This is a genomic window from Janthinobacterium foliorum (assembly GCF_978021625.1).
Genome location: NZ_CDXDQE010000001.1, coordinates 761,923 through 786,254 on the forward strand (window position 1 = coordinate 761,923; position 24,332 = coordinate 786,254).

Below are 24,332 nucleotides of genomic sequence, written 5' to 3' on the forward strand. Positions count from 1 at the left end.
AAGCGCTGGCGTTACCCCAAAAGCAAGAGCTGGGGTCAGACCCGTCGGGGGATTGCGCCCCAGTGGGGTCCAATCCGATCGCAAAGCGACTGACCCCTGGTTTTAGCTGGTGGAGTCGTTGGCGATAAGGGATTATTTACGCCTGTTGGCCCGCTGCATCACTTCCGTCGCATACTCGTTCGCCTCGTCCAGCGCGCTCTGCACGTCGCCGCGCGTGCCCGTGAATACTTCCTCGAGCACCACGCCCAGGTTGTCGCCGATGTCCGGCCATTCCGGGCTGGGCCAGATGGTGACGCGCGAGACGGGCGTGGTGTCCGTCAGGCCCGCCTGGATCTGCGGCTTGACGTGCTTGCGGAAGTAGTCGCTGTTGATGGTGCTGGTGCGGTTGTAGTCGCTGAAGACGTTGTCCTTGAGGCGCGCCTGTTCCTGCTCCTTGCCCGTGGCAAAGGCGATGAACTTGCCGGCCGCCTGGCGCGTGCATTCATCCCTGGCGCCCGTGGCGGAGATGGCCAGGCCATGGCCGTAGGCGGCCGATGCCAGCGGCGCGGGCGGGCGCGCATAGCCGACCTTGTCGACCACCGAGGATTTCTTCGGGTCTTCCATCCAGTCGGCGAACGGCGTCGATTCGATCATGAAGGCCACCTTGCCCGACCTGAAGGCTTCGAGCGCATTGCTCCAGTCGTAGGTGGCGCCGCCCGGCGGCGAATACTTGAACAGGTCGCGGTACAGCGTGGTGGCTTTCACGGCCTGCGGCGAATTGAAGGCCGGCACGCCGTCCTTTTCCCACTTGCCGCCGGCGGCCAGCATGAACGGCGACCAGCGCCAGACGTTCATGCCCGAGCCGCGCTGGCCACGCGCGGCCCAGCCATAAACACTCGGAGGACTGTGCATTTTTTTCACCGCCGCCACCAGTTCGTCGAGCTTCTTCGGCACGGCGATGCCGGCCTTTTCCAGCAGGTCGCGGCGGTAGAAGAGGAAATCGCTGCCGCCGATCAGGGGCGCGAAATACGCCACGCCCTTGTACGAGGCGACGGCGCGGCGGCCCGGCAGGAAATCGTCGTAGTCGGCCTCTTTCGGCAGGTATTTGAGCAGCGGCACGACCCAGCCGGCCGTGGCGAATTCGGCCACGTTGGCCTCGTCGATGTAATAGATCTGGTAGGAGCCGGCCTTGGTGGAGGCGTCGAGGCGGGCTTTCGAGCGGCGGTCGTTCTCGCCGAAATAGCTGATCTGCACCTTGGTGCCGCTCTTCTTTTCATACTCGGCGAGGGTCTTTTCCATCACCGTCAGGCCCAGGCTTTTTTGCGCCAGCACCTTGATCACGGGCACCGAGCAGCTTTGCGCCGAGGCGTCTGCAAAGCCGGCGGACATGAGGGCGCCCCATGCAACAGCAGTCATGATTTTCATAACACGTCTCCATTTTTATAGTCCGGCGGTTTTCCACCGGTATGCCAACTATAAAAACAAAGGCTGCGCGCCACCACTACAAAAGACGCGGCTTTCTAAATACTTTTTTTCACTTTTCCAATACGCATTGGCCGCCTCAATCCAGGCGAAAATCCTTGCGGTAGATATTCGTTTCCTTGCCCTCGGGCGGCAGGCGCGAGAAACGCTCGTAGCGCAGCCCCAGCTTGTTGAGCAGGTTGATCGACGCCTGGTTCTGCTGCGAGGTGATGCCGTACAGCGTGCGCAGGCCCAGAACGTGCTGCGCATGCCGCACGATGGCGGCCGTCGCTTCCCAGGCATAGCCCTGGCCCCAGTAGGCGGGCCGCACGGCATAGCCGATATCGGGGCCGGGCAGGCTGTCGCGGCGCACCAGGCCAGCCATGCCCACCGGCGCGCCGTCGCTGCGGCGCTCGATGATATACAGGGAATAGCCATGTTCGCGGAACTGCGCCATGGGCCCCGCTTCCAGCGCCGCGCGGGCCGCCTCCACGGTGTGCAGATTGCGCTGGCCGATATTGGCGATCCACGAGGGATCGTTGACCAGCTCCAGGTAGAAGGCCGCGTCGTCCGGCGTGACGGTGCGCAGGCGCAGGCGCGGCGTCTCGCAGATGGCGATGGCGGCGCTCATGCCGGCCACTGCATCGGATCGGTCAGCAGCTGGTACATCACGTAGGCATCGACATAGCCCAGCTGCGCGTGACGGTAGGCCAGCGGCAGTGTCGCGACGACCGTGAAGCCCAGCTTTTTCCACAGGGTGACGGCGGCCAGGTTGGTGCTGACGACAAAGTTGAACTGCATCGCCAGGAAGCCCGCGCGGCGCGCTTCTTCCATGCAGTGCACGCCCAGCATGCGGCCCACGCCCACGCCCTGCGCGGCCGGGTCGACCATGAACGAGGCATTGGCCACGTGCGATCCGTGGCCTGGCTGGTTTGCCACCAGCTTGTACATGCCCAGCAGGCGCTCCGTGCCCATCATGGCGACAAAGCTTTGCACGCCGGGACCGAACCAGTAGGCGTGGCAGTCTTCGCGCGTGGCGTCGGCAGGGAAGGTATACGTGTCGCCGCCGGCGACCAGGGTGTGGAAGATCGCCCACATGGCGTCGAAGTCGGATTCCCGCGCGGGACGGATGGCAATTTCTTTCAAGGTGAAGCTCCGGCAAACAAGTTACGCTGATTGTCAGTGATTTGGACGGGGCCGTCCAGCCGCGCACGCGCATGCCGGAGCGCCGTCAGCGCGCAAGGCGAAAATTCACGCTGTCAGGGCGGCCCGGCAGGTGCAGGCGCGCGGAGGCGCGCGGCGCCTCGCTGACGACTTTCCCGCGCCGCAGCACCAGGCGCCGCGCCGCCCGCAGGCGCAGCGCTTCCACGGTACTGGCGCAATCGAGGATCAGCAAGTCCGCATGGCAGCCGGGCGCGATGCCATAGCCGTCCAGGCCCAGGATGCGCGCCGGCGTCTCGGTGACGGCCAGGAAGCAGTCGTGCATGGCTTGCTGGCCCGTCATCTGCGCCACGTGCAGTCCCATGTGCGCCACTTCCAGCATGTCGCCCGAGCCCAGGCTGTACCAGGGGTCCATCACGCAGTCGTGGCCAAAGGCGACGGGGATGCCGGCCGCCAGCATCTCGGGCACGCGCGTCATGCCGCGCCGCTTCGGATACGTATCGTGGCGCCCCTGCAGGGTGATGTTGATGAGCGGATTGGCGATGGCCGCCACGCCCGCCTCGCGGATCAGCGGCAGGAGCTTGCTGACATAATAATTATCCATCGAATGCATGGACGTCAGGTGCGAGCCCGTCACTCGGCCCTGCATGCCGAGGCGCTGGCTATGATACGCCAGGGTTTCGATGTGGCGCGACAGCGGGTCGTCCGATTCGTCGCAATGCATGTCCACCATCAGGCCCCGCTCGCAGGCGAATTCGCACAGCAGGCGCACGGATTCCGCGCCGTCGGCCATGCTGCGCTCGAAGTGCGGGATGCCGCCCACCACGTCGACGCCCATGGCGATCGCGCGTTTCAGATTATCGAAGGCGCCGGGGCTGCGCAGGATGCCATCCTGCGGAAAGGCCACCAGTTGCAGGTCGAGATAGGGCGCCACCTGGCGTTGCACGTCGAGCAGCGCTTCGACGGCCAGCAGGCGCGGATCGCAGATATCCACGTGCGAGCGGATGGCCAGCAAGCCGCGCGCCACGGCCCAGTCGCAATACTGCAAAGCCCGTTCGATCAGCGCGTCCTGCGTCAGCTGCGGTTTCAGCTCGCCCCACAGGGCGATGCCCTCGAGCAGGGTGCCGGAAGCGTTCACGCGGGGCAAGCCGTAGCTGAGCGTGGCATCCATGTGGAAGTGCGCATCGACAAACGGCGGCGTGACGAGGTCGCCGGCCGCATCGATTTCCTGCGTGCCCGCCATGGGCAAGGCGGGGCCGACGGCGGCGATGCGGCCGTCCTCGATGGCGATATCGATGGCGCGGCGCCCGTCGGGCAGGCTGGCATTGCGGATGACTAGGTCCATGCGGAAACTCCTTCAGTTGACGAATGTGGCGAATGCGGCAATGGCGCTCTTGCCCATCGGACGGTAAATGTTGCACTGCACGAATATGGCGACTGGCAAAAGCGTAGCCACAGATTCGCGGCGACCGCCTTGCGCACGCGCAAATGTCCGGCATTCAGTGACAGGCTGATGAATACAGCAGCCACAGGGGCGGTCCCATTGAGAAAAATAACTTTCAACCAACTCGAATCACCGCTAGAATATTCATATTGCGTTGCATCATAATCAGGCTGTAATGGCAATTCAGCACGCTACCTACTTTACAAAACGCGGCCAACTCTGGTTTTCGGGATTTTGCAGAGCGTTTTGCCAGCATTTTAATCCGTACAAAGGAGTAAATATGTTTCCAATTCCTGAACAATTTTCCAATGCCGCGAAATCACAGCTGGAAAGCCAGCTGCAGATTCTCAGCACGCTCACCAATAAAGTCTTCGAAAGCGCCGAAAAAATCATCGCCCTGAACCTGAACGCGGGCAAGGCCGCCCTGTCGCACACGGCGGAAACGGCGCAGCACCTGCTGGAAACGCAGGACCCGCGCGACTTCTTCAGCTACAGCACCAGCCAGGCGCAGCCGAATATCGAGAGCGTGCTGGCCTACAGCCGCCAGCTGTTCGGCATCGCCTCGAGCACCCAGGCGGAATTGCTGGCCTCGGCCAAGGCCCGCCTCGACGCGGCCGCACCCGCGGACGCTCCCGCTGCTGCGCGTGCGCCAGCGCCATCGGCGGCTGCCCCGGCAGCGCCGGTCGCCCGGCTGGCGTCAGTGCCGGCGGCGCCGCTGCCGCTGGCCGCCACCCTGCCGATCGCCGCCTCGGCCCCCGCCGCCGCCAAGGCCGCGGAAACACCCCAGCCTGTCGCCAGGGTGGCCCTGGCACCGGCACCGGCACCGGCAGCCAAGCCGGCACCCGCAGCCAAGGTCGCCGACAAGCCCGTCGCAAAAGCGGTGGAAAGCAAGCCCGCCGCCAAGGCAGTCGAAAGCAAGCCAGCGGCGAAGGCGGAAACGGCCAAGCCTGCACCGGCAGCCGCACCGGCGAAAGCCGCCGCGCCGGCGCCCGCACCAGCAGCCAAGCCTGCCGCCAAGTCCTTCCCGGCCAGCAAACCCGTCGCCAAACCGGCCGGCGCCGTCGGCAAGACCGTGGCCAAGACAGCAGTGAAACCGGCCGCCAAGCCAGCCGTCAAGGCGGCGCCATCGAAACAGCTCGACATGCTGGGCGGCGGCAAAGGCAGCAGCCGCAAGTAAGACTGGCAAATACGCCTGGCAAATAAGTCTGGCAAGTACGCCCGGCAAGCCGGCATGACGCGTCAGCCTGCGCGGCACGTCACAGGCAGCAGCAGCACGTACGGGCAGCAAGCGGCAGGCAGCAAGGCAAGGAACGGGCTACGGCCCGTTTTTTGCGTGCCCGTCCACAGCGCGCTTTCCTGCCTTGTTGTATCCTACGCGTACTTTCTGTCCGCGTGCCCTTCCTTCCGCCCCGCGACACCCCCAACAAAAAAGGTAATCATGAGTTTATCGAGGCTCATCGCCGGCTTCGTGCGTCAGCATTGGCCGGCGTATGCCGCCGCTGCCGTCATGCTGACGGGCGTGGCAACCCTGACCGTCTGGATTCCGCGCCGCGTGGGCGCCATCATCGACGCGCTGGCCGCGCACCGCATGACGGCGTCCGAGCTGTGGCTGGAGCTGCTCACCCTGCTCGCCGTGGGCGTCGTCATCTATTTCCTGCGCGTGGGCTGGCGCATCACCCTGTTCAAGGCGGCCTACCAGCTGGGCGTGATGCTGCGCACGCGCTTCTACACGCGCATGTCGCAGCAGGGCGCATCGTTCTACCAGAACCAGCGCACGGGCGACCTGATGGCGCTGGCGACCAACGACATCGACGCCATCGAAATGGCCGCCGGCGAAGCCATGCTGGCCGGCTTCGACGGCACATTGACCTTGCTGATGGTGCTGGGCATCATGCTGCTGGGCGTGGACTGGCGCCTGGCCTGCATCGCCCTCTTGCCCTTCCCGCTGATGGGACTGGCCTTCTGGCGCATCTCCAGCCATATTCACACGGCGTCGACGGATTCCTTGAAACGCTTTGCCGCGCTGAACGACCATGTGCAGGAATCGCTGTCGGGCGTGCGCACCCTGCGCGCGCTGGGACTGGAAGAACGCAGCAGCAAGCAGTTCTCCACCCTGGCCGGCCACGCGGCCAACGCCAGCCTGACGGCGCAGCGCTGGGAAGCGGCGTATGAACCGGCCGTCGGCCTGACCCTGACGGCCGCCACGGCCCTGACGCTGGGCCTGGGCGGCTACCTCGTGTGGCAAGACCAGCTGACCATCGGCGCGCTGACGAGCTTTTCCATGTACCTGGGCCAGCTGATCTGGCCCATGTTCGCCGCCGGCTGGGTGCTCTCGCTGATCGAGCGGGGCCGCGCCGCCTGGCAGCGCCTGCAGCCCATGCTCGACGCGCCGCTGGCCATCGACGACCATGGCACTATTGATGCGCTGACGCCCGGCCCCCTGCACTTGCAGGACGTCGGCTTTGCCTACGCGGGCCAGACGGCGCCGGCGCTGTCCGGCATTTCGCTGCGCCTGCTGCCGGGCCAGACCCTGGGCCTGGTGGGCCCGACGGGCAGCGGCAAGTCGACCCTGCTGCGCGTGCTGCTGCGCCAGGTGACGCCGCAATCGGGCACGGCCACGTGGAACGGCCAGCCGCTCGACGCCTACACCTTGCACGCGCTGCGCGCGGCCATCAGCTGGGTGCCGCAGGAATCGTTCCTGTTCTCCGCCACCATCGCCGACAATATCGCCCTGGCCCGCCCCGGCGCCACGCGCGAGGAAGTGGAGCGGGCGGCGCAGCTGGCCGACATCCATGCCGACATCCTGCAGTTCCCCGACGGCTACCAGACGCACGTGGGCGAAAAGGGCATCACCCTGTCCGGCGGCCAGCGCCAGCGCGTGGCGATCGCCCGGGCTCTCCTGGCCGACAACGGCCTGCTGCTGCTCGACGATGCCCTGTCGGCCGTCGACACGGGCACGGAAACGCGCATCCTGCAGCACCTGGAAGAACTGCGCCGCAAGCGTCCCGAGCGCAGCGCCATCATCGCCAGCCACCGCCTGAGCGCCGTCGTGAATGCCGACCTGATCCTGGTGCTGCGCGATGGCCACGTGACGGAAACGGGCAACCACGAGACCCTGATGCAGCGCGATGGCTGGTATGCCAGCCAGTGGCGCTATCAACAACTGGAGGCCAGCCTCGATGCCATCTGATCACAAGCAGGCCGACAGCGCCACGCCATCCGTGCGCCACCAGGCCATGCAAGCCATCGGCCTGCTGCGCCGCGCCGCCGCGCCCGACCTGCGCCACCTGTACTGGGCCACGTTCTGGCTGATCCTCGCCGCCGCGCTGGAAGTGACGGGACCCATTTTGGGCAAGGCCCTGATCGACCAGCACCTGCTGCCGCGCCACCTGGACTGGACGCGCATGTCGCTGCTGCTGGGCGGCTGCCTGCTGACGGGCTGGGTCGCGTCCGGCCTGCGCTACCTGCAGCTGGTGCGCCTGTCCGGCCTGGCCATGCGTTCCGTGCAGCGCCTGCGCGAAACCGTGTACCAGCACGTGCTGCGCCTGCCCATGGCCTTCTTCGACCGCGCCATCACGGGCCAGCTGGTCAGCCGCGTCACCAACGACACGGAGGCGGTGAAATCGCTGTACGTGCAAGTGCTGTTCGTCATCCTCGACAGCTCCATCGTCCTCGTCGGCACGATGGCCGCCATGGCGTTCCTCGACTGGCGCTTGATGCTGATCGTGCTGGCCCTGCTGCCGGCCGTGCTGCTCATCGTCTTCCTGTACCAGCGCTGGAGCGCGCCCGCCGTGACGCGCGCGCGCGCCCTGCGCAGCGAAATCAACGGACAGATCGCCGAATCGATCGGCGGCATGAGCGTGCTGCAGGCGAACAATGCGGAAAAACGCTTCGGCGCCCGTTTCACGGGCATCAACCAGGACCACTACACGGCGCGCATGCAGGAATTGCGCGCCAACGCCTGGCTGCTGCGCCCCGCGCTCGACATGCTCAACATCGTGCTGCTGGCCGTCGTCATCTTCAGCTTCGGCCGGCGCGAGATGGGCGCCGTGGAAGTGGGCGTGCTGTATGCGTTCATCAGCTACATCGCGCGCGTGATCGAGCCCCTGATCCAGATCACCATGCAGTTCAGCCAGCTGCAGCAGTCGGTGGTGGCGACGGCGCGCGTCTCGGCCCTGCTGGACGAAGCGCAGGCGCTGGAACACGCACAGGGAAGAGAAGCACCGGCCCTGCGGCATGCACAGGCGGGCAGCGACCTGCCCGCCGTGGACATTTCGCACCTGACCTTCGCCTATGTGGAAAACCAGCCCGTGCTGCACGACCTGTCGCTGACCATTCCCCAGGGCGCCTTCTTCGGCATCGTCGGCCACACGGGCAGCGGCAAGTCGACCCTGCTGTCCCTGCTGCTGCGCTTTTATCCCGTCACGCAGGGCAGCATCGCCATCAATGGCGTGGCCCTCGACAGCATCGACAACGAGCACTTCCGCGCCGACGTGGGCCTGGTGCCGCAAGACCCGTTCCTGCTGGCCGCCTCGGCGCGCGAAAACATCGACATGGGCCGCGGCTACACGCAGGCGCAGATCGAGACGGCCGCGCGCGCCGCGCATGCGCACGACTTCATCGCCGCGCTGGAACACGGCTACGACACGCCGCTGGGCGAAGGCGGCTCGCGCCTGTCGTCAGGGCAGAAGCAGCTGATCGCCATCGCCCGCGCGCTGGCCGGCCAGCCGCGCATCCTGCTGCTCGACGAAGCCACGTCGCGCATCGATAGCCAGACGGAGCAGATCGTGCAGACGGCCCTCAATGAATTGCGCGGCAAGGTCACCATCATCGCCATCGCGCACCGCCTGTCGACCATCCGCGACGCCGACCGCATCATCGTGCTCAATCACGGCCGCATCACGGAAGCGGGCCCGCACGACGCGCTGATGCAGATCGACGGCGGCCTGTACCAGCGTTTGTACCTGCTGCAGCAGCTGGCGCAGTGATGACGTCCTGTCAATGCCCGTAGTGTGCACTTTCGGAGATTTCTGCAGTGCGCATGATATTTCTTGATTGCAACAGAATATAATCGTTGCAGACAAGTGGGGCATTGCGGGGGCGGGACGTTGGCAGGCAGAGAGAAACGGGCATCATGGCGCAAGGCACACTGGCTGTTGCTACTGGCCTGCTGGCTGCCGCCCGCCGCCTGCGCACAGGAAGCGTCGCTGCAGCAGCAGATCGACGCCGTGCGCGAAGACGGGCGTTTCGTGCCCGAGCGCGCCCTGCAGCGCCTGCAGGAAGTGGAAGCCCAGGCGCGCAGCGCGCCCCTGCCCGTGCGCGCCGAATTTCTCACCCAGCTGAGCAACGCCCGCATGCGCCTGGGGCAGCACGACATCGCCATGCACCTGGCCGAAGAGCTGATCGCCGAGGCGCGCCGGAACAACAACGACGTGGCGCTGGCCAAGGGCATGCTCAACAAGGCCTACATCACGTTCGCCATGAATGACCGCCGCGCCTCGCACCTGCTGGCCTTCGAAGCGGAGCGCATCGCCAACCGCACGGACGATCTGCCCGTGCGCGTGCAGGCGACCATCAGCGCGGGCCAGTCGTGGGCCGAGGAAGGCAACTTCCCGTTCGCCCTGGCCAAGCTGCAGTCGGCCGTCGACCTGGCGCGCCAGAGCGATTCCCCTTCCAGCCTGGCCGCCGCCCTGAATGCCCTGACCTTGCTGTACACGCAGATGCGCGAGTACGACAAGGGCTTCCAGGTGCTCGATGAACTGCTGGCCGTCTCCGCCACCCTGGCCTCGCCGGGACGCATGGCGCAGGCGAAAAATACGGAATACGGGCTGGCGCTCGACGCGCAGCAGCCGCAGCGGGGCCAGCGCGCCCTGCTGGCGGCGCTGGCGCTGGAACGCCAGCTGGGCGCGAAAAGCATGGTGGCGACCACCCTCGTCAACCTGTCGGACAGCTACCTGAAGGAAGGCGACTACGCGCGCACCCTGCGCTATGCGAATGAAGCCATCACGGCGGCGCGCCTGGTCAACAATGAACAAGTGGAGGCGACGGCGCGCCTGAACATCGGCCAGGCGCTGATCGGCCAGGGCCGGCTGGCAGAGGGCAAGCAAAGCGTGGCCACGGGCCTGGCCTACTACGAGCGCACGGCCAACCAGCCGGACATGCAGGCCGTGCTGCTGGAGTACGGCATGGCGCTGGAAAAGGCGGGCGACATGCACGGCGCCGTGACGGCATACCACCGCGAGCGGCGCATTTCCAACCAGCTGTTCGAACAGCAGCGGCAAAAAGCCGTGTACGAGCTGCAGGAAAAATATGCGGCGGAAAAGAAGCAGCGCCAGATCGAGCTGCTGAGCCGGGAAAACCAGCTCAAAAGCACCGAGATCGATAACCGCCGGCTGCAGCAGCGCGTGTGGTGGCTGCTGGCGCTGGTGCTGGCGATGGGCACCGTCATCGTCGGCCTGCTGTACCGCAAGGTGCGCCATGCAAACGTGCAGCTGAAGGTAAAGAACCAGGAGCTCAAGCGCCAGAGTTCGCGCGATCCGCTCACCGCCCTGTACAACCGCCGCCATTTCCAGGAATTCATGCGCAGCCATGCGGGCCGCGCGCAGCCGGCGCCCACGCCGGCGGGGAGCGATGTCATCGGCGCCCTGTTCCTGCTCGACGTCGACCATTTCAAGCACATCAACGACCGCCATGGCCATGCGGCGGGCGACCTGGTGCTCACCACCATCGCCGAAACCCTGCACGAGGTACTGCGTGAAACGGACATGATCGTGCGCTGGGGCGGCGAGGAATTCCTCGCCTTCCTGCCAGCCGTGGCGCGCGATGGCCTCGACGACATCGCCCGGCGCATCCTGCATGGCGTGGCCGCGCAAGCCATCGAGTACCAGGGGCAGGCCATCCGCGTGCACGTCTCCGTGGGATTTGCGCCCTACCCGCTGGCGCCGCTGGGCCAGCCCCTCAGCTGGGAGCGCAGCGTGAACCTGATCGACATGGCGCTGTACCTGGCCAAGTCGCACGGACGCAACCGGGCCTATGGCTTGCGCGGTTTCCGGCACGTGGAACGCACGACGCTGGAAGCGGTGGAGCAGGACCTGGAACGGGCGTGGCGCGACGGCTACGTCGACTTGAGCGTGGTGGTGGGGACGGAAGACGGCATGGATGGGGGCGGTGCAACGGCAGCGGCGACGGCTTCAGCGGGCCGCCCGGCGGGCAGCGGCGGAGATTACGGGACAGCGGCCGCCAGCTGAAGGCCGGCCGCTATCGGCGCCAGGCCGGCTAAGCGGCCTGTCAGCGACTTACTTGTGGGCGGCGTCCTGCATCTTTTCGCCCGCTTTTTCCACTTTCTTGCCGACGGCATCGGCCGCTTCGGTCATTTTCTTGTCTGCATCAGCAGCGACCTGATCCATCTTGGCGCCCGTATCGGCAGCGGCGCTGCTGACGGCGGCATCGGCTTTTTCAGCTGCGGCCTTGATGTCGGCTTCAGCCTTGGCAGCGGCGGCATCGATTTGCTGGCCTGCGTGCTCGGCGGGACCGGCGGCAACGTCTTCCTTCTTCTGGCAAGCGGCCAGCGCCACGACGATCATCCCGGCTGCGCACAACGTCATCAGATTTTTGCTTACTTTCATGATTATTCCCTTTCATTGTTATCAAAAGACACAGATCAGTTCGCAATATACACCGGGTTAAAATTTTCGAGCGTTCGCTAACGCACATAAAATCGGGCTTTTGTAGCGTATTTGTAAGCAATGGTATCTTGATATCTTTTCAGCCAGTTTTACCCGATGGCGTGCCCGGCAGCGGGTGCGGCACCTGATAGCCATCCGTCAGGGTGCGCAGGAAAACAATCACATCGGCAATTTCCCGTTCATTCAGCGCCGGCGCCTGGCCCGGCTGGCGGTCGAACGGCGCTTCCACGTTCACGTTCGCTTCCAGCCCGGGCGGCAAGTCGTCATACTTGCGCACCTTGCCGTGCTTGTCCTTCGGATACCATTTTTGCGGCGCCGTATCGCGCTGCACGTAAAAGCGCAGCACCTGCTCCAGGCTGGTGAAACTGCCGTTGTGGAAAAACACCTTGCGCAGCGCGACATTGCGCAAGGACGGCGTCTTGAAGCTGCCGCAGTATTCCTTGTGTTCACGCAAATCCGTGCGGTCCGGGCCGCACAGTCCCATGTCGAAGAACGCCGGGTCCGCGTTGGCCGCCAGCTTGCCGTTGCGCGGCACGCCGATATTGATCAAGCCGTAGTCCGTGAATTGCGGGAAGGCGCCGCCTTGCGTGATCTGGCTGATATGGCAGGAAGCGCAATTGCCCTTGTTCTCATCGTTGAACAGGGCCAGGCCGCGCGCTTCCTGCGGCGTCAACCGGGCCTGCTTGCGCAGCACGGCGTCGTACTTGCTCGTGTAGGGATAGAAATCGGCGGGGCTTTCCTGGAACACCTCCAGCGACATCAGTGCCCAGCGCAGCGCCTGGCCCGGCTGCTCGAAAATGTCGTCGCCATACGTCTGGCGAAATTGCGCCGCCAGCGGACCGGCCTTCAGCCTGGCCACCACGGCCGCCGCGTCGCGGTTGCCCATTTCGCGCGGGGACAGCAACGGCGCCAGCGCCTGTTCGTGGCCGGACTGGGCGCGGCCATCCCAGTTGCGCCCGCCCGTCGGTCCCGCATCGATGCTGTCGTCGCCGTCATCGTCGTGGTAGTGCTCGGTGAACGGGGGCGCGTTCTGGATGTAGCGCAGCGAGGGCGCCGCGCGCGTGCCCGCATCCTGCAAGGCGGCCCCCCCCAGCTGCACGGCCAGAGCGTTCGGCGGCCCATATGCGTGATCGGGACTGTGGCAGCTGGCGCACGAGAGCTTGCCCGAGACGGACAGGCTGGGCTCGAAGAACATGGCGCGTCCCATGGCCGTCATCTGCGCCACGGCAGGCTGGCGTTTCAGGGTGGGAGCGTAGGCGCCCGACAGATAGGCGGGCGCCGCGGACGGGGAGGCAGCCCGGGCCTCTTTCTGCCGTGCGGGATGGCAGGCGGCCAGCAGGCAGGCGCACGCGGCAAGCAGCAGGGAAGGCATCGATTTCATCATGGGAAGGTGGCGCAGCTGGGGAACATGGTCGGGCAGCGTAGCAGCGGCAGATGACAGCTGCGTGACAAAACCCTGCGAAAACTAATGTATCAAAACCGTACATTACGTCATGTAACAGGGGCTGACATGTCACGCAGCTGACATATTGCCTGCCTAGCATGCGACGTTTTCCACCCAGAAGGCATGAAAATGAACTTGCACGCAAAAATTGCTTTACGCCCCGCCTTGCGCCCCCTGCCGCTGCTGCTGTCGCTGGGCCTGGCCGCCTGCGGCAGCGACTACGCCGTCACGCCGCACATCACCGGCCAGGTGATCGGCAGCTACTATGAAAACGCCCAGGTCTGCGTGGAAAGCAGCACCGCCAAGCTGACCTGCGACAGCGGCTCGGCCGCCGTGCGCACGGCCGCCGACGGCAGCTACAGCCTGGAAGGCCAGGGCCCCGTGCTCGTCACCGTCGGCACGGATGCCATCCGCCACGAAGCGATCGGCGACGCCGGCACCAAGGTGGCGCAAAAACTGCTGCTGCGCGCCCCCGCCGGCCATGCCGGCTTCGTCAGCGCCCTGTCGACGGAACTGGTGCAAGTCATGGAAGGCAATGGCGGCGACTTTGCCGCCGCCAGCAGCAAGCTGGCCGCGCGCATCGGCGTGTCGGAGGCGAGCCTGGCCTCGGACTTCAACAAGGCCAGCGGCGACGAGCTGGCGAAACTGAAGGCGGAAAACGCCAGCGTCACGACCTTGATCGCCAGCGCCAGCGCCCAGGCGGCACCGGCCGATGCCCTGGCCGCCCTGAACAGCGCCCTGGCATTGAACAACATCCAGACCATCGTCGTCATCTACGCGGAAAACCGCGGCTTCGACAACTTGTACGGCCTGTTCCCAGGCGCCAACGGCGTGCCGGGCGTGAACCCGACATCGACCTCGGCCTACGTGGCGCAGAAGGACATCGACGGCAGCACCCTGCCCGTGCTGCCACCCACCTGGGGCGGCATGGCGGCGGCCGGCCAGAGCACCGTCATCACGCAGGCGCAATCGGCCAACCTGCCCAACAAGCCGTTCCAGATCGACGACGCCAGCAGCCCGCTGTACATGCCGCAATCGGTCATCACGCGCGACCTGGTGCACCGCTTCTATAACAACCAGATGCAGATCAACGGCGGCGCCAACGACAAGTTCGCGGCATATTCCGACGCGGGCGGCCTGACCATGGGCTATTACGACGGCAGCAAGATGCAGCTGTGGGAGATCGCCAAGCAATACGCGCTGGCCGACAACCTGTTCATCGGCGCCTTCGGCGGCTCCTTCCTCACGCACCAGTACCTGATCTGCGCCTGCGCTCCCACCTACCCGAATGCCGACACCTCGGTGGCCAAGGGCTCGATCGCCAAGATCGATGTCGATGCCAAGGGCAACTTCCTGCGCCTGACGCCGTCCGCCACGGCGCCTGCCACGGTGCTGAACGGCGCCCCCGGCTATGCCAACGACGGCGCGCTGACGCCGGCCGACAGCACGGGCATGTTCTACGCCGTCAATACCATGCAGCCGCCGTTCCAGCCCAGCAGCAACGCCCCCGCCTCGGGCGACAGCAGCAAGCTGTATGCGGACACGAGCAAGGCCACCACCCTGCCGCAGCAGACGCAGACGAACATCGGCGACCTGCTGTCGGGCAAGAACATCGACTGGGCCTGGTATGCGGGCGCCTGGAAGGACACGACGGCCCTGGCCACGGCCAGCGCGCGCGGCAGCAGCTTCCCCAGCCCGCCGAACTTCCAGTTCCACCACCAGCCGTTCAATTACTTTGCCAGCATGGACCCCGTGAAGGCGCCCGCCTACCGCGCCGCCCACTTGCGCGACTTCGACAGCCAGTTCCTCAGCGACGCCAGCGCCGGCAAGCTGCCGCCCGTGGCCTTCTACAAGCCGCAGGGTAACTTGAACCAGCACGCCGGCTACGCCAGCGTGGCCGATGGCGACGCGCATATCGCCAGCGTCATCGCCCAGCTGAAAAAGAGCCCGCAGTGGAAGAACATGCTGGTCATCGTCACCTACGATGAAAACGGCGGCTTCTACGACCACGCCGCGCCGCCAAAAGGCGACCGCTGGGGTCCTGGCACGCGCGTGCCGGCCATCCTCGTGTCGCCCTACGTGAAAAAGGGATTGGTTGATCATACGCAATACGATTCGGCCTCGATCCTGCGCGCCATCACGCACCGCTTCGCGCTGCCCGTGCTCGATGGCTTGACCACGCGCGACAAGGCGCTGGTGGCCAACGGCGGCAAGCCGATGGGCGACTTCAGCGCCGCGCTGGCGCTGGTGCCGCAAGAGTAAGCATCGCTTCCGATGGCAGGACGACGCCCGCCCGGCTTGGCCGCGGCGGGCGTTTTTTCATGGCGCGCTACCGGGCGCTACTGGCCCGGGACCGGTCCCGGGGCCGTATCCAGCAGCGAATGTTCAAGCAATTGCGACAGCGCCGTGCGCAGCGCCTGCGTGCGTGCCGCCAGTTCCGGCCGCTTGTAGCGCTCGGCGGCAAGCAGGCTCTTTTCCAGGCACACGCGGTCGCCTTTCGCCAGGCAGGCGTCGGCCGCATCGAGCTGCGCGCTGGCCAGCGCCACCTTCACCTTGGCATCGAGTTCCAGGGTATCGGGATCATCGCCCCAGCGCTTGACATGGGCGGCCAGGCGCGTGGCGGCCAGCTCCGGCTTGCCCCCGTCGAGCGCCTGGTTGACAGATGCCTGGGCCGCACTCCACGCCTGCTCGCGCCGCTGCGTCTTCTCGCACGCGGCGGCGGCGCCCGTGATGCCCGCTTGCAGGCGTTTCAGTTGCGCCGCCGGCGCCTTGGCGCTTTTCAGCACGGCCAGGCCGCTGCGCGCCCCGTCCAGGTCGCACTGCGCCGCCAGCGCCATGGCCGCGTCGACCTGCTCGGCCACGCTGGCCGGCTTGTCGGCTGGTTTATTGATAAACCAGATACCCGCCAGCGCCACGGCCGCCGCGATCCATGTGCGCAGCCGCACGGGCGGACGCGGCGGCGGCACCGAACCCTTGCTTGCCGGCCTGGCCGGTAACGTTTTGGACGGCGTCGGCGCGGCCGGTGCGGGCGCGACTGCCGGCTGGGGTGCTGGCTCAGGCGCAGGGACTGGCACAGGCGCGGGCTTGGCCAGGGGCACGGGTGTCGGCGGCGGCATGCGCGGCGGCGGCACAGGTGCCGGCGGCATTACCGGTACCGGCACGGGCGGCACCACGGCCTGCACGGCTTGCGCCACCTGGCGCGTGCCGCAAAACGGGCAATGCGCCACGCGCAGCGGCAAGTAGCGGCCGCAGGCGGTATTCAGACAAACGTCATTCACTGTTTCAAGCACGTTCCAACCTTTTCCGGGATTTACTCTGCTGCATTCTGCCGCAATATTACCTTACGCCGCCGTCGCCACGGCGCGCCCGCGCAGTCATCCATGGACTTGATACTGATCAAAAGGCCTGCTCCACTGCGCCCTAAGCTGAATGGACAGGCCACGGACAAGGAGAATGCCATGTCAGCCCACCTCATCATCGAAGACGGCCAGCCCTGGTGGTGGGACAGCGCCGACATCTGGGTCGTGCCGGGCAATGATCCGAACGGGCCGCCCGGTGCGCCCATCGCCGGGACCACAAATTACCTGTGGGGGCGCGTGCACAACACGGGCAACAGCGCGTCGAATGGCGTGCGCGTGGATTTTTACTGGGCCGATCCCTCGGGCCAGATCGCCGTCGGCGCCGCCACGCAGATCGGCTCGGCCTTTGCCGACCTGCCGGCGGGCGCCACGCAGGAAGTACTGTGCCTGGTGCCCTGGGTGCCCGTGATCGTCAATGGTGGCCACGAATGCCTGCTGGCCGTGGCCCACGGTCCCGGCGACAGCAATCCGCTGCCCGACCCGCTGCCGAACGGCTTCCCCTTCCAGCCTACCTTGCATGAACAGATTGCCCAGCGCAATGTCACCGTGGTGCTGGCGGCGCGGCGCGCGCAATTGCTGGCCATCTCGGTGGCAGCCCTGCCCCGCGTGACGAGGAAAGTGGAATTGCAGCTCGATTACGGCGGCGAATTGTCGCGCGAGGTGCTGGCAACCCTGGGCCTGGAGCGGTGGCAGCCGGCCAAGGAAGCACGTCTGGAAGCGGGCCTGTCGCGCATGCCCCACTGTAACGGCGACGGCCCCGGCGAACACAAGCTGGCCCTGGAAGTGCCCCGTGGCCAGGCGCTGGCCGCCTACCTGAACCTGCGCGCCGATGCCTTGCCGCCACGCCAGTATGCCCTGCTGCGCGTGCTGGAAACGCAGGACGGCAAGGTCATGGGCGGCATCACGTACATCGTCATCGACCTGGATCAGGGGAAAGATCAGCAACAGGAGCAAGGCCAGGATCAGCACAGCACCGAGGAGCAGGCATCATGAGCGACACCCCCATGCAGGTACTGACGCGGCCATTCGCGATCGAGCCCGTTACCAACATCATGCTGCCGGACGGCATCTTCGACAATGCCATCTACGGCCTGCGCATCGCCGCCCACGTCACCAACATGTCCAGCAGCGCCCTGAGCAACGTCACGGTGTACCTGGAAAGCGTGGGCGACCCCGGCATCGTGCCCGTGGCGCGCACTTTTTTCTTTGCCAGCATTCCGGCCGGCGCGGCCATGCTGGTGATGTGGGATGCCGACTTCCAGCATGCGGCGCCCGGCAAGCGCCTGGTCAGCTTTGTGGCCAAGGCTGACGGCTACGCGCCGCGCCGTTCGATCCAGCAAATCTTCGTCTCGCAGACGCGCTTTGACAGCGCCACCAATACCTACACCTGCACGGTCGAGGAAGGCACTTTGGTACTGTCCAAGCCGCAGGGCCACTTGCCCGGCAAGCGCTGGGGCAGCACGGGGACAGGCGGGAAAGAGTGCCGCTGCCCGCCCGGCCTGGGACCGATCGTACCGACCGGCATGACGCTCGTCTGGACGCCGAATCCCGCCTACGCGGGCATGCATGGGGACCTGCCGTTTTCCGACCCGTGGTGGAAGATTCTCGCCATTATCATCGCCATCATCGCGGCGCTGGTGGCCATCATTGCCGCCGCGCTCGGCTCCGGCAAGGCCAGTTTCAGCGTGGGCGGCAGCTTCGAAGAAACGGAACCCGACGTGCACTGCTGTTCGCTGGAAGGGGCCGGCTCGGGCCAGCCCGAATTCACGGTGGCGGGCGTGGCCTCGGCCATCGCCTCGGGCGCCATCGCCGTCGCCTGTTCCGACGTGGCCGACCCATTCTGGCGTGGTCAGGAAGCAACACCGCCTGCGGCCGGCGAGCTGACCCTGGCCGAGCGCGTGGTGGCGCAATGGGTCTTGCCGGAAGCGCCAAATGCGGGCCTGCCTTACACGGCCGACATCAGCTGGGAATACGAACGCTTCACCACGGGCGCCACCTATCAGCATGCCGTCACGGAAACGCAAGTCAACATCCACGTGGCGGGCCCCGTGGAAACGGATACGCCCGCCGTCGTGCAGGCATTCGAACCGCTATGGCTGCGCGCCAGCTTCAAGCGCGACAATGGCAATGTGTTCCGCGGCACGGAGCTGTATGCCTTCGTGCTGTTCCAGGCGCCGCAGGGCCTGTATTTTGTGGAATCGCTGACCGATGACGGCCTGGGCTTCGATCCGGGCGCCAATGACGGCGTCTACGCTGCCAGCCTGGACTTGAAACGCGCCTACCGGACCTTTCTGCAATACGAGCAGAAGGTCTACGGTACCTGGCGAGTCTTCGTCTTCGCGCAAGACGTCAACCTGACCAAGCCCGGCACGCCGCCGGAAATCGCCGCCCAGCACATCGGCGGCATGTTCGTCGCCAGCGCCATCGAAATCACCTTCGACGACACCCTGCCCTGCCCGCTCAAGGCGCAGGCGAATATTATCGTCGTGTGATGGAGATCGTGAGCGAGGTCACGCGTAGGTCGCGTAGGTCGGATTAGAGCGGCAAAGCCGCGCGTAATCCGACAAAATTGTTGGCTCCCGTACGCGCGCCAGGAGCGTGCTGACAAAATGCCCAGGCCCAGGCGCCGCCCCGAAGGCAGTACTGTAGTACGACGAGGGGCAGGCAACAACGCCCTGGGCGTTTTATCAGCCGCTCTTACACCTTGACGCTTTCGGGTTTGGCGATCACCGTGCGCGCGATAATCTCCGTCTCCGGGCACGACGCCATGGCGTCCGAATACGCGAGCCAGCGCTGCAGGCTGTCCATGCGGCGGATGGTGATGCCCTTGCCGTTGATGTAGCCGATCTGCTCGAAATGGGCGGGGCTGGTGGTCAGCTTCGACACGGTGGGCGCATTGTCGACCAGGCGGTCATAGGCCTTGCGCGCCTTGTGCTCCCACTTGGCCAGCACGGGGTCGTCAAAACGGTTGCTTTCAAAATACACGGTGATGGTACGGTCGTGGTTGGCAAAGCCGACGATGGCCGCCCCCTTGCGTATGGTCAGCAAGACATCTTCCTTGACGCCCGTGACGGGAACGAACACAGCGGCACGCCCATCCGTATCGGGCCGCTCCATGGGAATATCTTGTCCAATTATGCTCATCGCATCACGCTCTTTGTCCTGGCCTGCTGGCCTGTTATATTGATTAGCGCACTGGACCGGGGCATGGGGCTGGCGGACTGTACCGCTGCACCTGGCCACGTCCAGGCTCGCTGTTAAGCTATCTATCAAATAATACATTGCCGTGTGGCACTACACAAGATAACAAGCGCGCCGCCGCCGGCCTCCGCCGGACGGGGAATGGTGGCGCCCGCGTCAATCGCCTTATAATGCCGTGTTTACACCACGCCCCCCTCCCGCACCATGACGCTTCCCGAAAATGACACCAGCCGGCTTGATGCCATCAGCACCGCCGCCACCGAAGTGGCCGCGCAAAACGTGGCCGACCTGCTGGCCATGGCCATCTGCCACCGGCCCGATGAACGGGCGCTGGTCGTCTGCGACAAGCGCAGCTGGCTCAATGTCGTGCTGACGCAAGCCTATCAGCAGGCCTTGCCGGACGCTGCCTTCATCGATTTCGACGACGTCACGCCGGACGCCGTGCTGGCCGCGTTTGCCGAACTGCCGGCCGGCAGCCTCGTCGTGCTGATCCAGTCGACCAGCTTCCGCCTGGAAGCGTTCCGCATCCGCATCGAACTGTTCAAGCGGGGCCTGAAAGTCATCGAGCACGTGCACCTGTCGCGCATGCCCGGCGTGCAGGGCTTGCACTACATCGCCTCGCTGGCCTACGACCCCGCCTATTACCGCGGCGTGGGCCATGCGCTGAAGGCGCGCATCGACGGCGCCCGCCACGGCATGGTCGACAGCGGCGGCGAGCAGCTGGTCTTCGCCTCGCCGTTCGAAGCGGCCAAGCTCAATATCGGCGACTACCGCGGCATGAACAACATCGGCGGCCAGTTCCCGCTGGGCGAAGTGTTTACGGAAGCGCAGGACCTGGAAGCCGTGAATGGCCGCGTGCGCATTTTCGTCTTTGGCGACACGCACTTCATGGTCAACCGCCCCGACACGCCGATCACCCTGGTCATCGAGAAGGGCCGCGTGACGGGCACGGAGCACGCCACGCCGGAATTTACCGCCATGCTGGAGATCATCCGCGCGCACGAAGGCGAGGTGTGGGTGCGCGAACTGGGCTTCGGCATGAACCGCGCCTTTTCGCGCGAACAGCTGGTCAACGATATCGGCACCTACGAGCGCATGTGCGGCATCCACCTGTCGCTGGGCGCCAAGCACGGCGTGTACGCAAAACCGCAGTTCAAGCGCAAGGATGCGCGCTACCACGTGGACATCTTCGCCGTCACCGAAGCCGTCTACCTGGACGACGAGCGCGTCTACGCGGATGGCGCGTGGACGGTGGCACCGGTAGCGTACAACTAACTAAAAAAAGCCGGCCGCCGCCAGCTCGCGGTCCCACGGCGGCACGGGCTGGTATTCGGCCACCAGAAAATCGATCAGCGCGCGCACCTTGGGCGACATCTGGCGGCTGGCCGGGTACAGGGCGCTCAAATGATTGAGCGGCAATTCCCAATCCGTCAGCACGGGCAGCAGGCTGCCATCGAGCAGGCTGCGCCAGGCCAGGAACGTGGTGCTGTAGACGATGCCCAGTCCCCGCTGCGCCGCCTGGTGCAGCACCAGCCCGTTATTTGCCGTAAACCCTGCCTGCACGCGCACGCTCACCTCCTCGCGCCCGTCTCCTTCTCCACGCTGGAAATGCCAGTTCGTGCCATCGGTCAGGTGGCTGAAATGCAGGCACTGGTGGCGCAATAATTCCTGCGGCGTCTGCGGCATGCCCCATTGCGCCAGGTAGGCGGGACTGGCGCACAGCACGGCGCGGCATGGCGCCAGCGGGCGCATGGCCAGCGCGCTGCTGTCCGGGATGCCGCCCACGCGGATGGTCAAGTCAAAGCCGTGGCGTATGGGATCGAGCAGGGCATCGTCGACAAACAGGTCGGCCTGTACCTGCGGGTGCAGCAGGCTGAAACGGGCGACGGCGTCCGCCAGCCAGGCGCTGCCAAAGCTGGACGGCGCCTGGATGCGCAGCGGCCCGGCCAGGCCGGCGCCCGCCTGCGCCACGTGCGCCACCATGCGCGCCGCCTCCTGCGCCTGGCTGACGGTGGCCATGCACGGCGCCAGGTAGGCGCGGCCCGCATCCGTCAAGCTCACTTCGCGCGTGGAGCGGTGCAGCAGGCGCGCGTCGAGCCGCGCCTCCAGCTGCATGATGGTCTTGCTGACCATGGCCCGCGTCAGGCCCAGGCGCTGCCCCGCCAGGGTAAAGCTGCGCAAACGGGCCACCTCGACAAAGATTTCCATCGCTTTCAATTGATCCATGTCAAAGATTGTCTGCGTTTTGGCGACAATCTGTCAACCGCCTGCCGATTGTTTGCGTCCATCGTCCCACCTACAATGGCGCCTTCTACCTACTTACGGAGCCGCCGCCATGCTGACAATTTCTCAACAAGAACAATATCAACGCGACGGCTACCTTATCCTGCCCGATTTCAAGGGAGCGGAGGAAATCGCCGCCCTGCGCGCGCGCGCCGAGCAGATTGTCAACGAATTCGATCCCAGCGCCAGCCACTCCATCTTCACCACGCGCGACCAGGCGAAGAACACCAACGATTATTTTCTGGCGTCGGACAACACCATCCGCTGCTTCTTCGAGGAAGAGGCGTTCGGCCCGGACGGCCAGCTGAAACAGGCCAAGTCCCTGTCGATCAACAAGATCGGCCACGCCATGCATGACCTGGACCCCGTCTTCCGTGCCTTTTCGGCCGACCCGAAACTGGCCGAAGTGGCGCGCGACCTGGGCCTGGCGGACGCGCAGGTGTGGCAATCGATGTACATCTTCAAGCAGCCCGGCATCGGCGGCGAAGTGCGCTGGCACCAGGACGCCACGTACTTTGAAACCACGCCGATCAGCGTGACCACCTTCTGGTTCGCGCTGGAAGACGCGACCCTGGACAACGGCTGCCTGTGGGCGGAACCGGGCGGCCACCGCGGCCCCCTGCGCGAACGCTTCATCCGCAACGGCGACGCCGTGCGCGTGGAAAAACTCGACGCCATGCCCTGGCCCGATGACAGCACGGCCGTGCCCCTGGAAGTGAAGGCGGGCGCCCTCGTCTGCTTCCACGGCCTGCTGCCCCATTACAGCGCGCCGAACCGCTCGCCCGTCTCGCGCCATGCCTATACCCTGCACGCCACGGACGGCCAGACCGAGTACGCGGCGCACAACTGGATCCAGCGCGACGCGGCCTTCCCCGTGCGGGGCTTCGTCTGATGCGCATCCAGGTGTTCGCCGCCCACTGGGGCAATAACGAGCTGGCGCCCGACGTCTTCATCGACAGGGTGGCGGCGGCCGGCTTCGACGGCATCGAGATGTCGCTGCCGCTGGACGCGGCCCTGCGCGAGGAATGGACGGCCCGCATCGCCAGCGCGGGACTGGAACTGATCGCCGCGCAATGGGAAACCGTCTTCCACGCTGACTTCGCGCTGCACCGCGCGGCCCTGGCCGAACTGCTGGAAAACGCCTGCCTGGCACGTCCCGTGCTGGTCAACACGCACACGGGCAAGGATTACTATACGCCGGCGCAAAACGCCCAGCTGATCGACCTGGCCGCCGCCATCTCGGCCAGGCACGGCGTGCCCATCGTGCATGAAATCCACCGCAGCCGCTTTTCCGGCCACCCGATGCTGTTGCTGCCCTACCTGGCGCAGTATCCGCAACTGCCGCTGACGGCCGACCTGTCGCACTGGTGCTGCGCCTGCGAATCCCTGCTGGAAGACCAGCCGCAGACCCTGGCGCAAGTGCTGCCGCTGGTGCGCCACGTGCACGCCCGCGTCGGCCATGCGCAAGGCCCGCAGGTGGCCGACTTCCGCGCCCCGGAAGCCAAGGCGGCACTCGACGCGCACCTGGCCTGGTGGGACGCCATCGTCGCCCTGCGCCGGGCGGCCGGCGCCGAGCGCATGACGTTCACGCCGGAATTCGGCCCCGCGCCGTACACGCAGACCCTGCCCTGGACGCAGCAGCCCGTGTCCGATGCGTGGGAACAGAACGTGGCCATGCTGCAGCTGCTGCGCGCCCGCTACCGGGACTGAGCGGCCAGCGGCGCCAGGCGCCCGCCCTGGCAGGCGGGCGCCGGCGCGCAGGTCAGGTACCTGCCGCTCGGTTGCAATTGAGTAGCGCGCTATATATACTGTCCCCATGGATACCACCACCCCTCCCAATCCGCTGCACCAGGTGCCGCGCCTGGACAGCCAGCTGTGTTTTGCGCTGTACTCGACCTCGCTCGCCATGAACAAGCTGTACCGCAAGCTCTTGCGCAAGCTGGGCCTGACGTATTCGCAATATCTGGTGATGATGGTGCTGTGGGAGCGCGACGGCCTGACGGTGTCGGAAGTGGGCGAGCGCCTGTTCCTCGATTCGGCCACCCTGACGCCCTTGCTCAAGCGCATGGAGCAATCGGGCTTGCTCACGCGCACGCGCGCCGCCAGCGACGAGCGGCAAGTCATCATTTCCCTCACGCAGCAAGGCGACCAGTTGCGCCACGAGGCGGCCCTGCTGCCGGAAGCCATCCTGACGGCCAGCCACTGCAGCGTGGAACAGGTTGTGGACATGAAACAACAACTGAACCAGCTGCGCGACAGCCTGATGAAAAGCGAGTAAAAGCGTCGCTTCACCAAGCAAAATCAGGCAAACGGCT

Annotated in this window: 20 protein-coding genes; 11 read left to right on the plus strand and 9 right to left on the minus strand. The window is 65.8% G+C overall.

What is annotated here, in order from left to right; all coding sequences use genetic code 11:
• Positions 1 to 132: 132 nt before the first annotated feature.
• From ACZ92H_RS03440 to ACZ92H_RS03455, 4 genes are all read right to left on the minus strand, one after another.
• A complete protein-coding gene (locus tag ACZ92H_RS03440; protein WP_465048037.1) occupies positions 133 to 1,404 on the minus strand; it encodes an ABC transporter substrate-binding protein in 1,272 nt (423 codons plus the stop codon).
• Positions 1,405 to 1,540: 136 nt separating this feature from the next.
• The gene (locus ACZ92H_RS03445; protein WP_465048036.1) at positions 1,541 to 2,071 is read right to left on the minus strand and encodes a GNAT family N-acetyltransferase; all 531 of its coding nucleotides are present in this window, start codon (positions 2,069 to 2,071) and stop codon (positions 1,541 to 1,543) included.
• Positions 2,068 to 2,586, minus strand: a complete 519-nt coding sequence (locus ACZ92H_RS03450) for a GNAT family N-acetyltransferase (protein ID WP_131371826.1) — start codon at positions 2,584 to 2,586, stop codon at positions 2,068 to 2,070. The genes ACZ92H_RS03445 and ACZ92H_RS03450 overlap by 4 nt, the downstream gene beginning before the upstream one ends.
• Before the next feature lie 85 nt (positions 2,587 to 2,671).
• Positions 2,672 to 3,946, minus strand: a complete 1,275-nt coding sequence (locus tag ACZ92H_RS03455) for an amidohydrolase family protein (protein WP_465048035.1) — start codon at positions 3,944 to 3,946, stop codon at positions 2,672 to 2,674.
• Positions 3,947 to 4,325: 379 nt separating this feature from the next.
• Between ACZ92H_RS03455 and ACZ92H_RS03460 the strand changes: the two genes are divergently transcribed.
• From ACZ92H_RS03460 to ACZ92H_RS03475, 4 genes are all read left to right on the plus strand, one after another.
• Positions 4,326 to 5,222 carry a phasin family protein gene (locus tag ACZ92H_RS03460; protein ID WP_465048034.1) on the plus strand — a complete coding sequence of 299 codons (897 nt, stop codon included), beginning with the start codon at positions 4,326 to 4,328 and terminating at the stop codon, positions 5,220 to 5,222.
• A 261-nt stretch (positions 5,223 to 5,483) separates the two neighbouring features.
• The gene (locus tag ACZ92H_RS03465; protein WP_131371834.1) at positions 5,484 to 7,235 is read left to right on the plus strand and encodes an ABC transporter ATP-binding protein; all 1,752 of its coding nucleotides are present in this window, start codon (positions 5,484 to 5,486) and stop codon (positions 7,233 to 7,235) included.
• Positions 7,225 to 9,033: an ABC transporter ATP-binding protein gene (locus tag ACZ92H_RS03470; protein WP_465048033.1), complete on the plus strand. Its 1,809-nt coding sequence runs from the start codon at positions 7,225 to 7,227 to the stop codon at positions 9,031 to 9,033. The genes ACZ92H_RS03465 and ACZ92H_RS03470 overlap by 11 nt, the downstream gene beginning before the upstream one ends.
• A 168-nt stretch (positions 9,034 to 9,201) precedes the next feature.
• Positions 9,202 to 11,292, plus strand: coding sequence for a tetratricopeptide repeat-containing diguanylate cyclase (locus ACZ92H_RS03475; protein WP_465048032.1), 2,091 nt, complete (start codon positions 9,202 to 9,204; stop codon positions 11,290 to 11,292).
• Positions 11,293 to 11,340: 48 nt separating this feature from the next.
• On the opposite strand, the gene ACZ92H_RS03480 is transcribed toward ACZ92H_RS03475, so the two are convergent.
• Entirely contained in the window at positions 11,341 to 11,670 is a 330-nt protein-coding gene (locus ACZ92H_RS03480; RefSeq protein ID WP_131371840.1) for a hypothetical protein, read from the minus strand.
• Between the two features lie 139 nt (positions 11,671 to 11,809).
• Entirely contained in the window at positions 11,810 to 13,111 is a 1,302-nt protein-coding gene (locus ACZ92H_RS03485; RefSeq protein WP_465048444.1) for a cytochrome-c peroxidase, read from the minus strand.
• A gap of 192 nt (positions 13,112 to 13,303) precedes the next feature.
• On the opposite strand from ACZ92H_RS03485, the gene acpA reads away from it, so the two are divergent.
• Positions 13,304 to 15,436, plus strand: a complete 2,133-nt coding sequence (gene acpA, locus ACZ92H_RS03490) for an acid phosphatase (RefSeq protein ID WP_465048031.1) — start codon at positions 13,304 to 13,306, stop codon at positions 15,434 to 15,436.
• Positions 15,437 to 15,513: 77 nt separating this feature from the next.
• On the opposite strand, the gene ACZ92H_RS03495 is transcribed toward acpA, so the two are convergent.
• Positions 15,514 to 16,452 carry a hypothetical protein gene (locus ACZ92H_RS03495; protein ID WP_465048030.1) on the minus strand — a complete coding sequence of 313 codons (939 nt, stop codon included), beginning with the start codon at positions 16,450 to 16,452 and terminating at the stop codon, positions 15,514 to 15,516.
• Between the two features lie 180 nt (positions 16,453 to 16,632).
• Between ACZ92H_RS03495 and ACZ92H_RS03500 the strand changes: the two genes are divergently transcribed.
• Together ACZ92H_RS03500 and ACZ92H_RS03505 are read left to right on the plus strand one after the other, a co-directional pair.
• Entirely contained in the window at positions 16,633 to 17,526 is an 894-nt protein-coding gene (locus ACZ92H_RS03500; RefSeq protein WP_465048029.1) for a hypothetical protein, read from the plus strand.
• Positions 17,523 to 19,025 (plus strand): choice-of-anchor X domain-containing protein, encoded by a 1,503-nt coding sequence (locus ACZ92H_RS03505; protein WP_465048028.1) that lies wholly within the window; start codon positions 17,523 to 17,525, stop codon positions 19,023 to 19,025. The genes ACZ92H_RS03500 and ACZ92H_RS03505 overlap by 4 nt, the downstream gene beginning before the upstream one ends.
• Before the next feature lie 205 nt (positions 19,026 to 19,230).
• Here ACZ92H_RS03505 and ACZ92H_RS03510 read toward each other — a convergent pair whose 3' ends face one another.
• The gene (locus ACZ92H_RS03510; protein WP_465048027.1) at positions 19,231 to 19,677 is read right to left on the minus strand and encodes a hypothetical protein; all 447 of its coding nucleotides are present in this window, start codon (positions 19,675 to 19,677) and stop codon (positions 19,231 to 19,233) included.
• A gap of 261 nt (positions 19,678 to 19,938) precedes the next feature.
• On the opposite strand from ACZ92H_RS03510, the gene ACZ92H_RS03515 reads away from it, so the two are divergent.
• On the plus strand, positions 19,939 to 21,009 hold the full coding sequence (locus ACZ92H_RS03515; RefSeq protein ID WP_465048026.1) for a M29 family metallopeptidase: 1,071 nt from the start codon (positions 19,939 to 19,941) through the stop codon (positions 21,007 to 21,009).
• On the opposite strand, the gene ACZ92H_RS03520 is transcribed toward ACZ92H_RS03515, so the two are convergent.
• Complete coding sequence (locus ACZ92H_RS03520) at positions 21,010 to 21,960, minus strand: LysR family transcriptional regulator (RefSeq protein ID WP_465048025.1); 951 nt, start codon at positions 21,958 to 21,960, stop codon at positions 21,010 to 21,012.
• Between the two features lie 109 nt (positions 21,961 to 22,069).
• On the opposite strand from ACZ92H_RS03520, the gene ACZ92H_RS03525 reads away from it, so the two are divergent.
• The 3 genes from ACZ92H_RS03525 (at position 22,070) to ACZ92H_RS03535 (ending at position 24,295) form a co-directional block, all read left to right on the plus strand.
• Positions 22,070 to 22,909, plus strand: a complete 840-nt coding sequence (locus tag ACZ92H_RS03525; protein ID WP_465048024.1) for a phytanoyl-CoA dioxygenase family protein — start codon at positions 22,070 to 22,072, stop codon at positions 22,907 to 22,909.
• A complete protein-coding gene (locus ACZ92H_RS03530; protein WP_465048023.1) occupies positions 22,909 to 23,727 on the plus strand; it encodes a sugar phosphate isomerase/epimerase family protein in 819 nt (272 codons plus the stop codon). The genes ACZ92H_RS03525 and ACZ92H_RS03530 overlap by 1 nt, the downstream gene beginning before the upstream one ends.
• A 106-nt stretch (positions 23,728 to 23,833) precedes the next feature.
• A complete protein-coding gene (locus ACZ92H_RS03535; RefSeq protein ID WP_131371866.1) occupies positions 23,834 to 24,295 on the plus strand; it encodes a MarR family winged helix-turn-helix transcriptional regulator in 462 nt (153 codons plus the stop codon).
• Positions 24,296 to 24,332: the final 37 nt, after the last annotated feature.

Coding starts and splice junctions, on each gene's coding strand:
- acpA (WP_465048031.1), top strand. CDS start 13,304: ATGAACTTGCACGCAAAAATTGCTTTACGCCCCGCCTTGCGCCCCCTG.
- ACZ92H_RS03505 (WP_465048028.1), top strand. CDS start 17,523: ATGAGCGACACCCCCATGCAGGTACTGACGCGGCCATTCGCGATCGAG.
- ACZ92H_RS03510 (WP_465048027.1), bottom strand. CDS start 19,677: ATGAGCATAATTGGACAAGATATTCCCATGGAGCGGCCCGATACGGAT.
- ACZ92H_RS03460 (WP_465048034.1), top strand. CDS start 4,326: ATGTTTCCAATTCCTGAACAATTTTCCAATGCCGCGAAATCACAGCTG.
- ACZ92H_RS03535 (WP_131371866.1), top strand. CDS start 23,834: ATGGATACCACCACCCCTCCCAATCCGCTGCACCAGGTGCCGCGCCTG.
- ACZ92H_RS03480 (WP_131371840.1), bottom strand. CDS start 11,670: ATGAAAGTAAGCAAAAATCTGATGACGTTGTGCGCAGCCGGGATGATC.
- ACZ92H_RS03465 (WP_131371834.1), top strand. CDS start 5,484: ATGAGTTTATCGAGGCTCATCGCCGGCTTCGTGCGTCAGCATTGGCCG.
- ACZ92H_RS03470 (WP_465048033.1), top strand. CDS start 7,225: ATGCCATCTGATCACAAGCAGGCCGACAGCGCCACGCCATCCGTGCGC.
- ACZ92H_RS03485 (WP_465048444.1), bottom strand. CDS start 13,111: ATGAAATCGATGCCTTCCCTGCTGCTTGCCGCGTGCGCCTGCCTGCTG.
- ACZ92H_RS03440 (WP_465048037.1), bottom strand. CDS start 1,404: ATGAAAATCATGACTGCTGTTGCATGGGGCGCCCTCATGTCCGCCGGC.
- ACZ92H_RS03515 (WP_465048026.1), top strand. CDS start 19,939: ATGACGCTTCCCGAAAATGACACCAGCCGGCTTGATGCCATCAGCACC.
- ACZ92H_RS03525 (WP_465048024.1), top strand. CDS start 22,070: ATGCTGACAATTTCTCAACAAGAACAATATCAACGCGACGGCTACCTT.
- ACZ92H_RS03520 (WP_465048025.1), bottom strand. CDS start 21,960: ATGGATCAATTGAAAGCGATGGAAATCTTTGTCGAGGTGGCCCGTTTG.
- ACZ92H_RS03455 (WP_465048035.1), bottom strand. CDS start 3,946: ATGGACCTAGTCATCCGCAATGCCAGCCTGCCCGACGGGCGCCGCGCC.
- ACZ92H_RS03500 (WP_465048029.1), top strand. CDS start 16,633: ATGTCAGCCCACCTCATCATCGAAGACGGCCAGCCCTGGTGGTGGGAC.
- ACZ92H_RS03445 (WP_465048036.1), bottom strand. CDS start 2,071: ATGAGCGCCGCCATCGCCATCTGCGAGACGCCGCGCCTGCGCCTGCGC.
- ACZ92H_RS03530 (WP_465048023.1), top strand. CDS start 22,909: ATGCGCATCCAGGTGTTCGCCGCCCACTGGGGCAATAACGAGCTGGCG.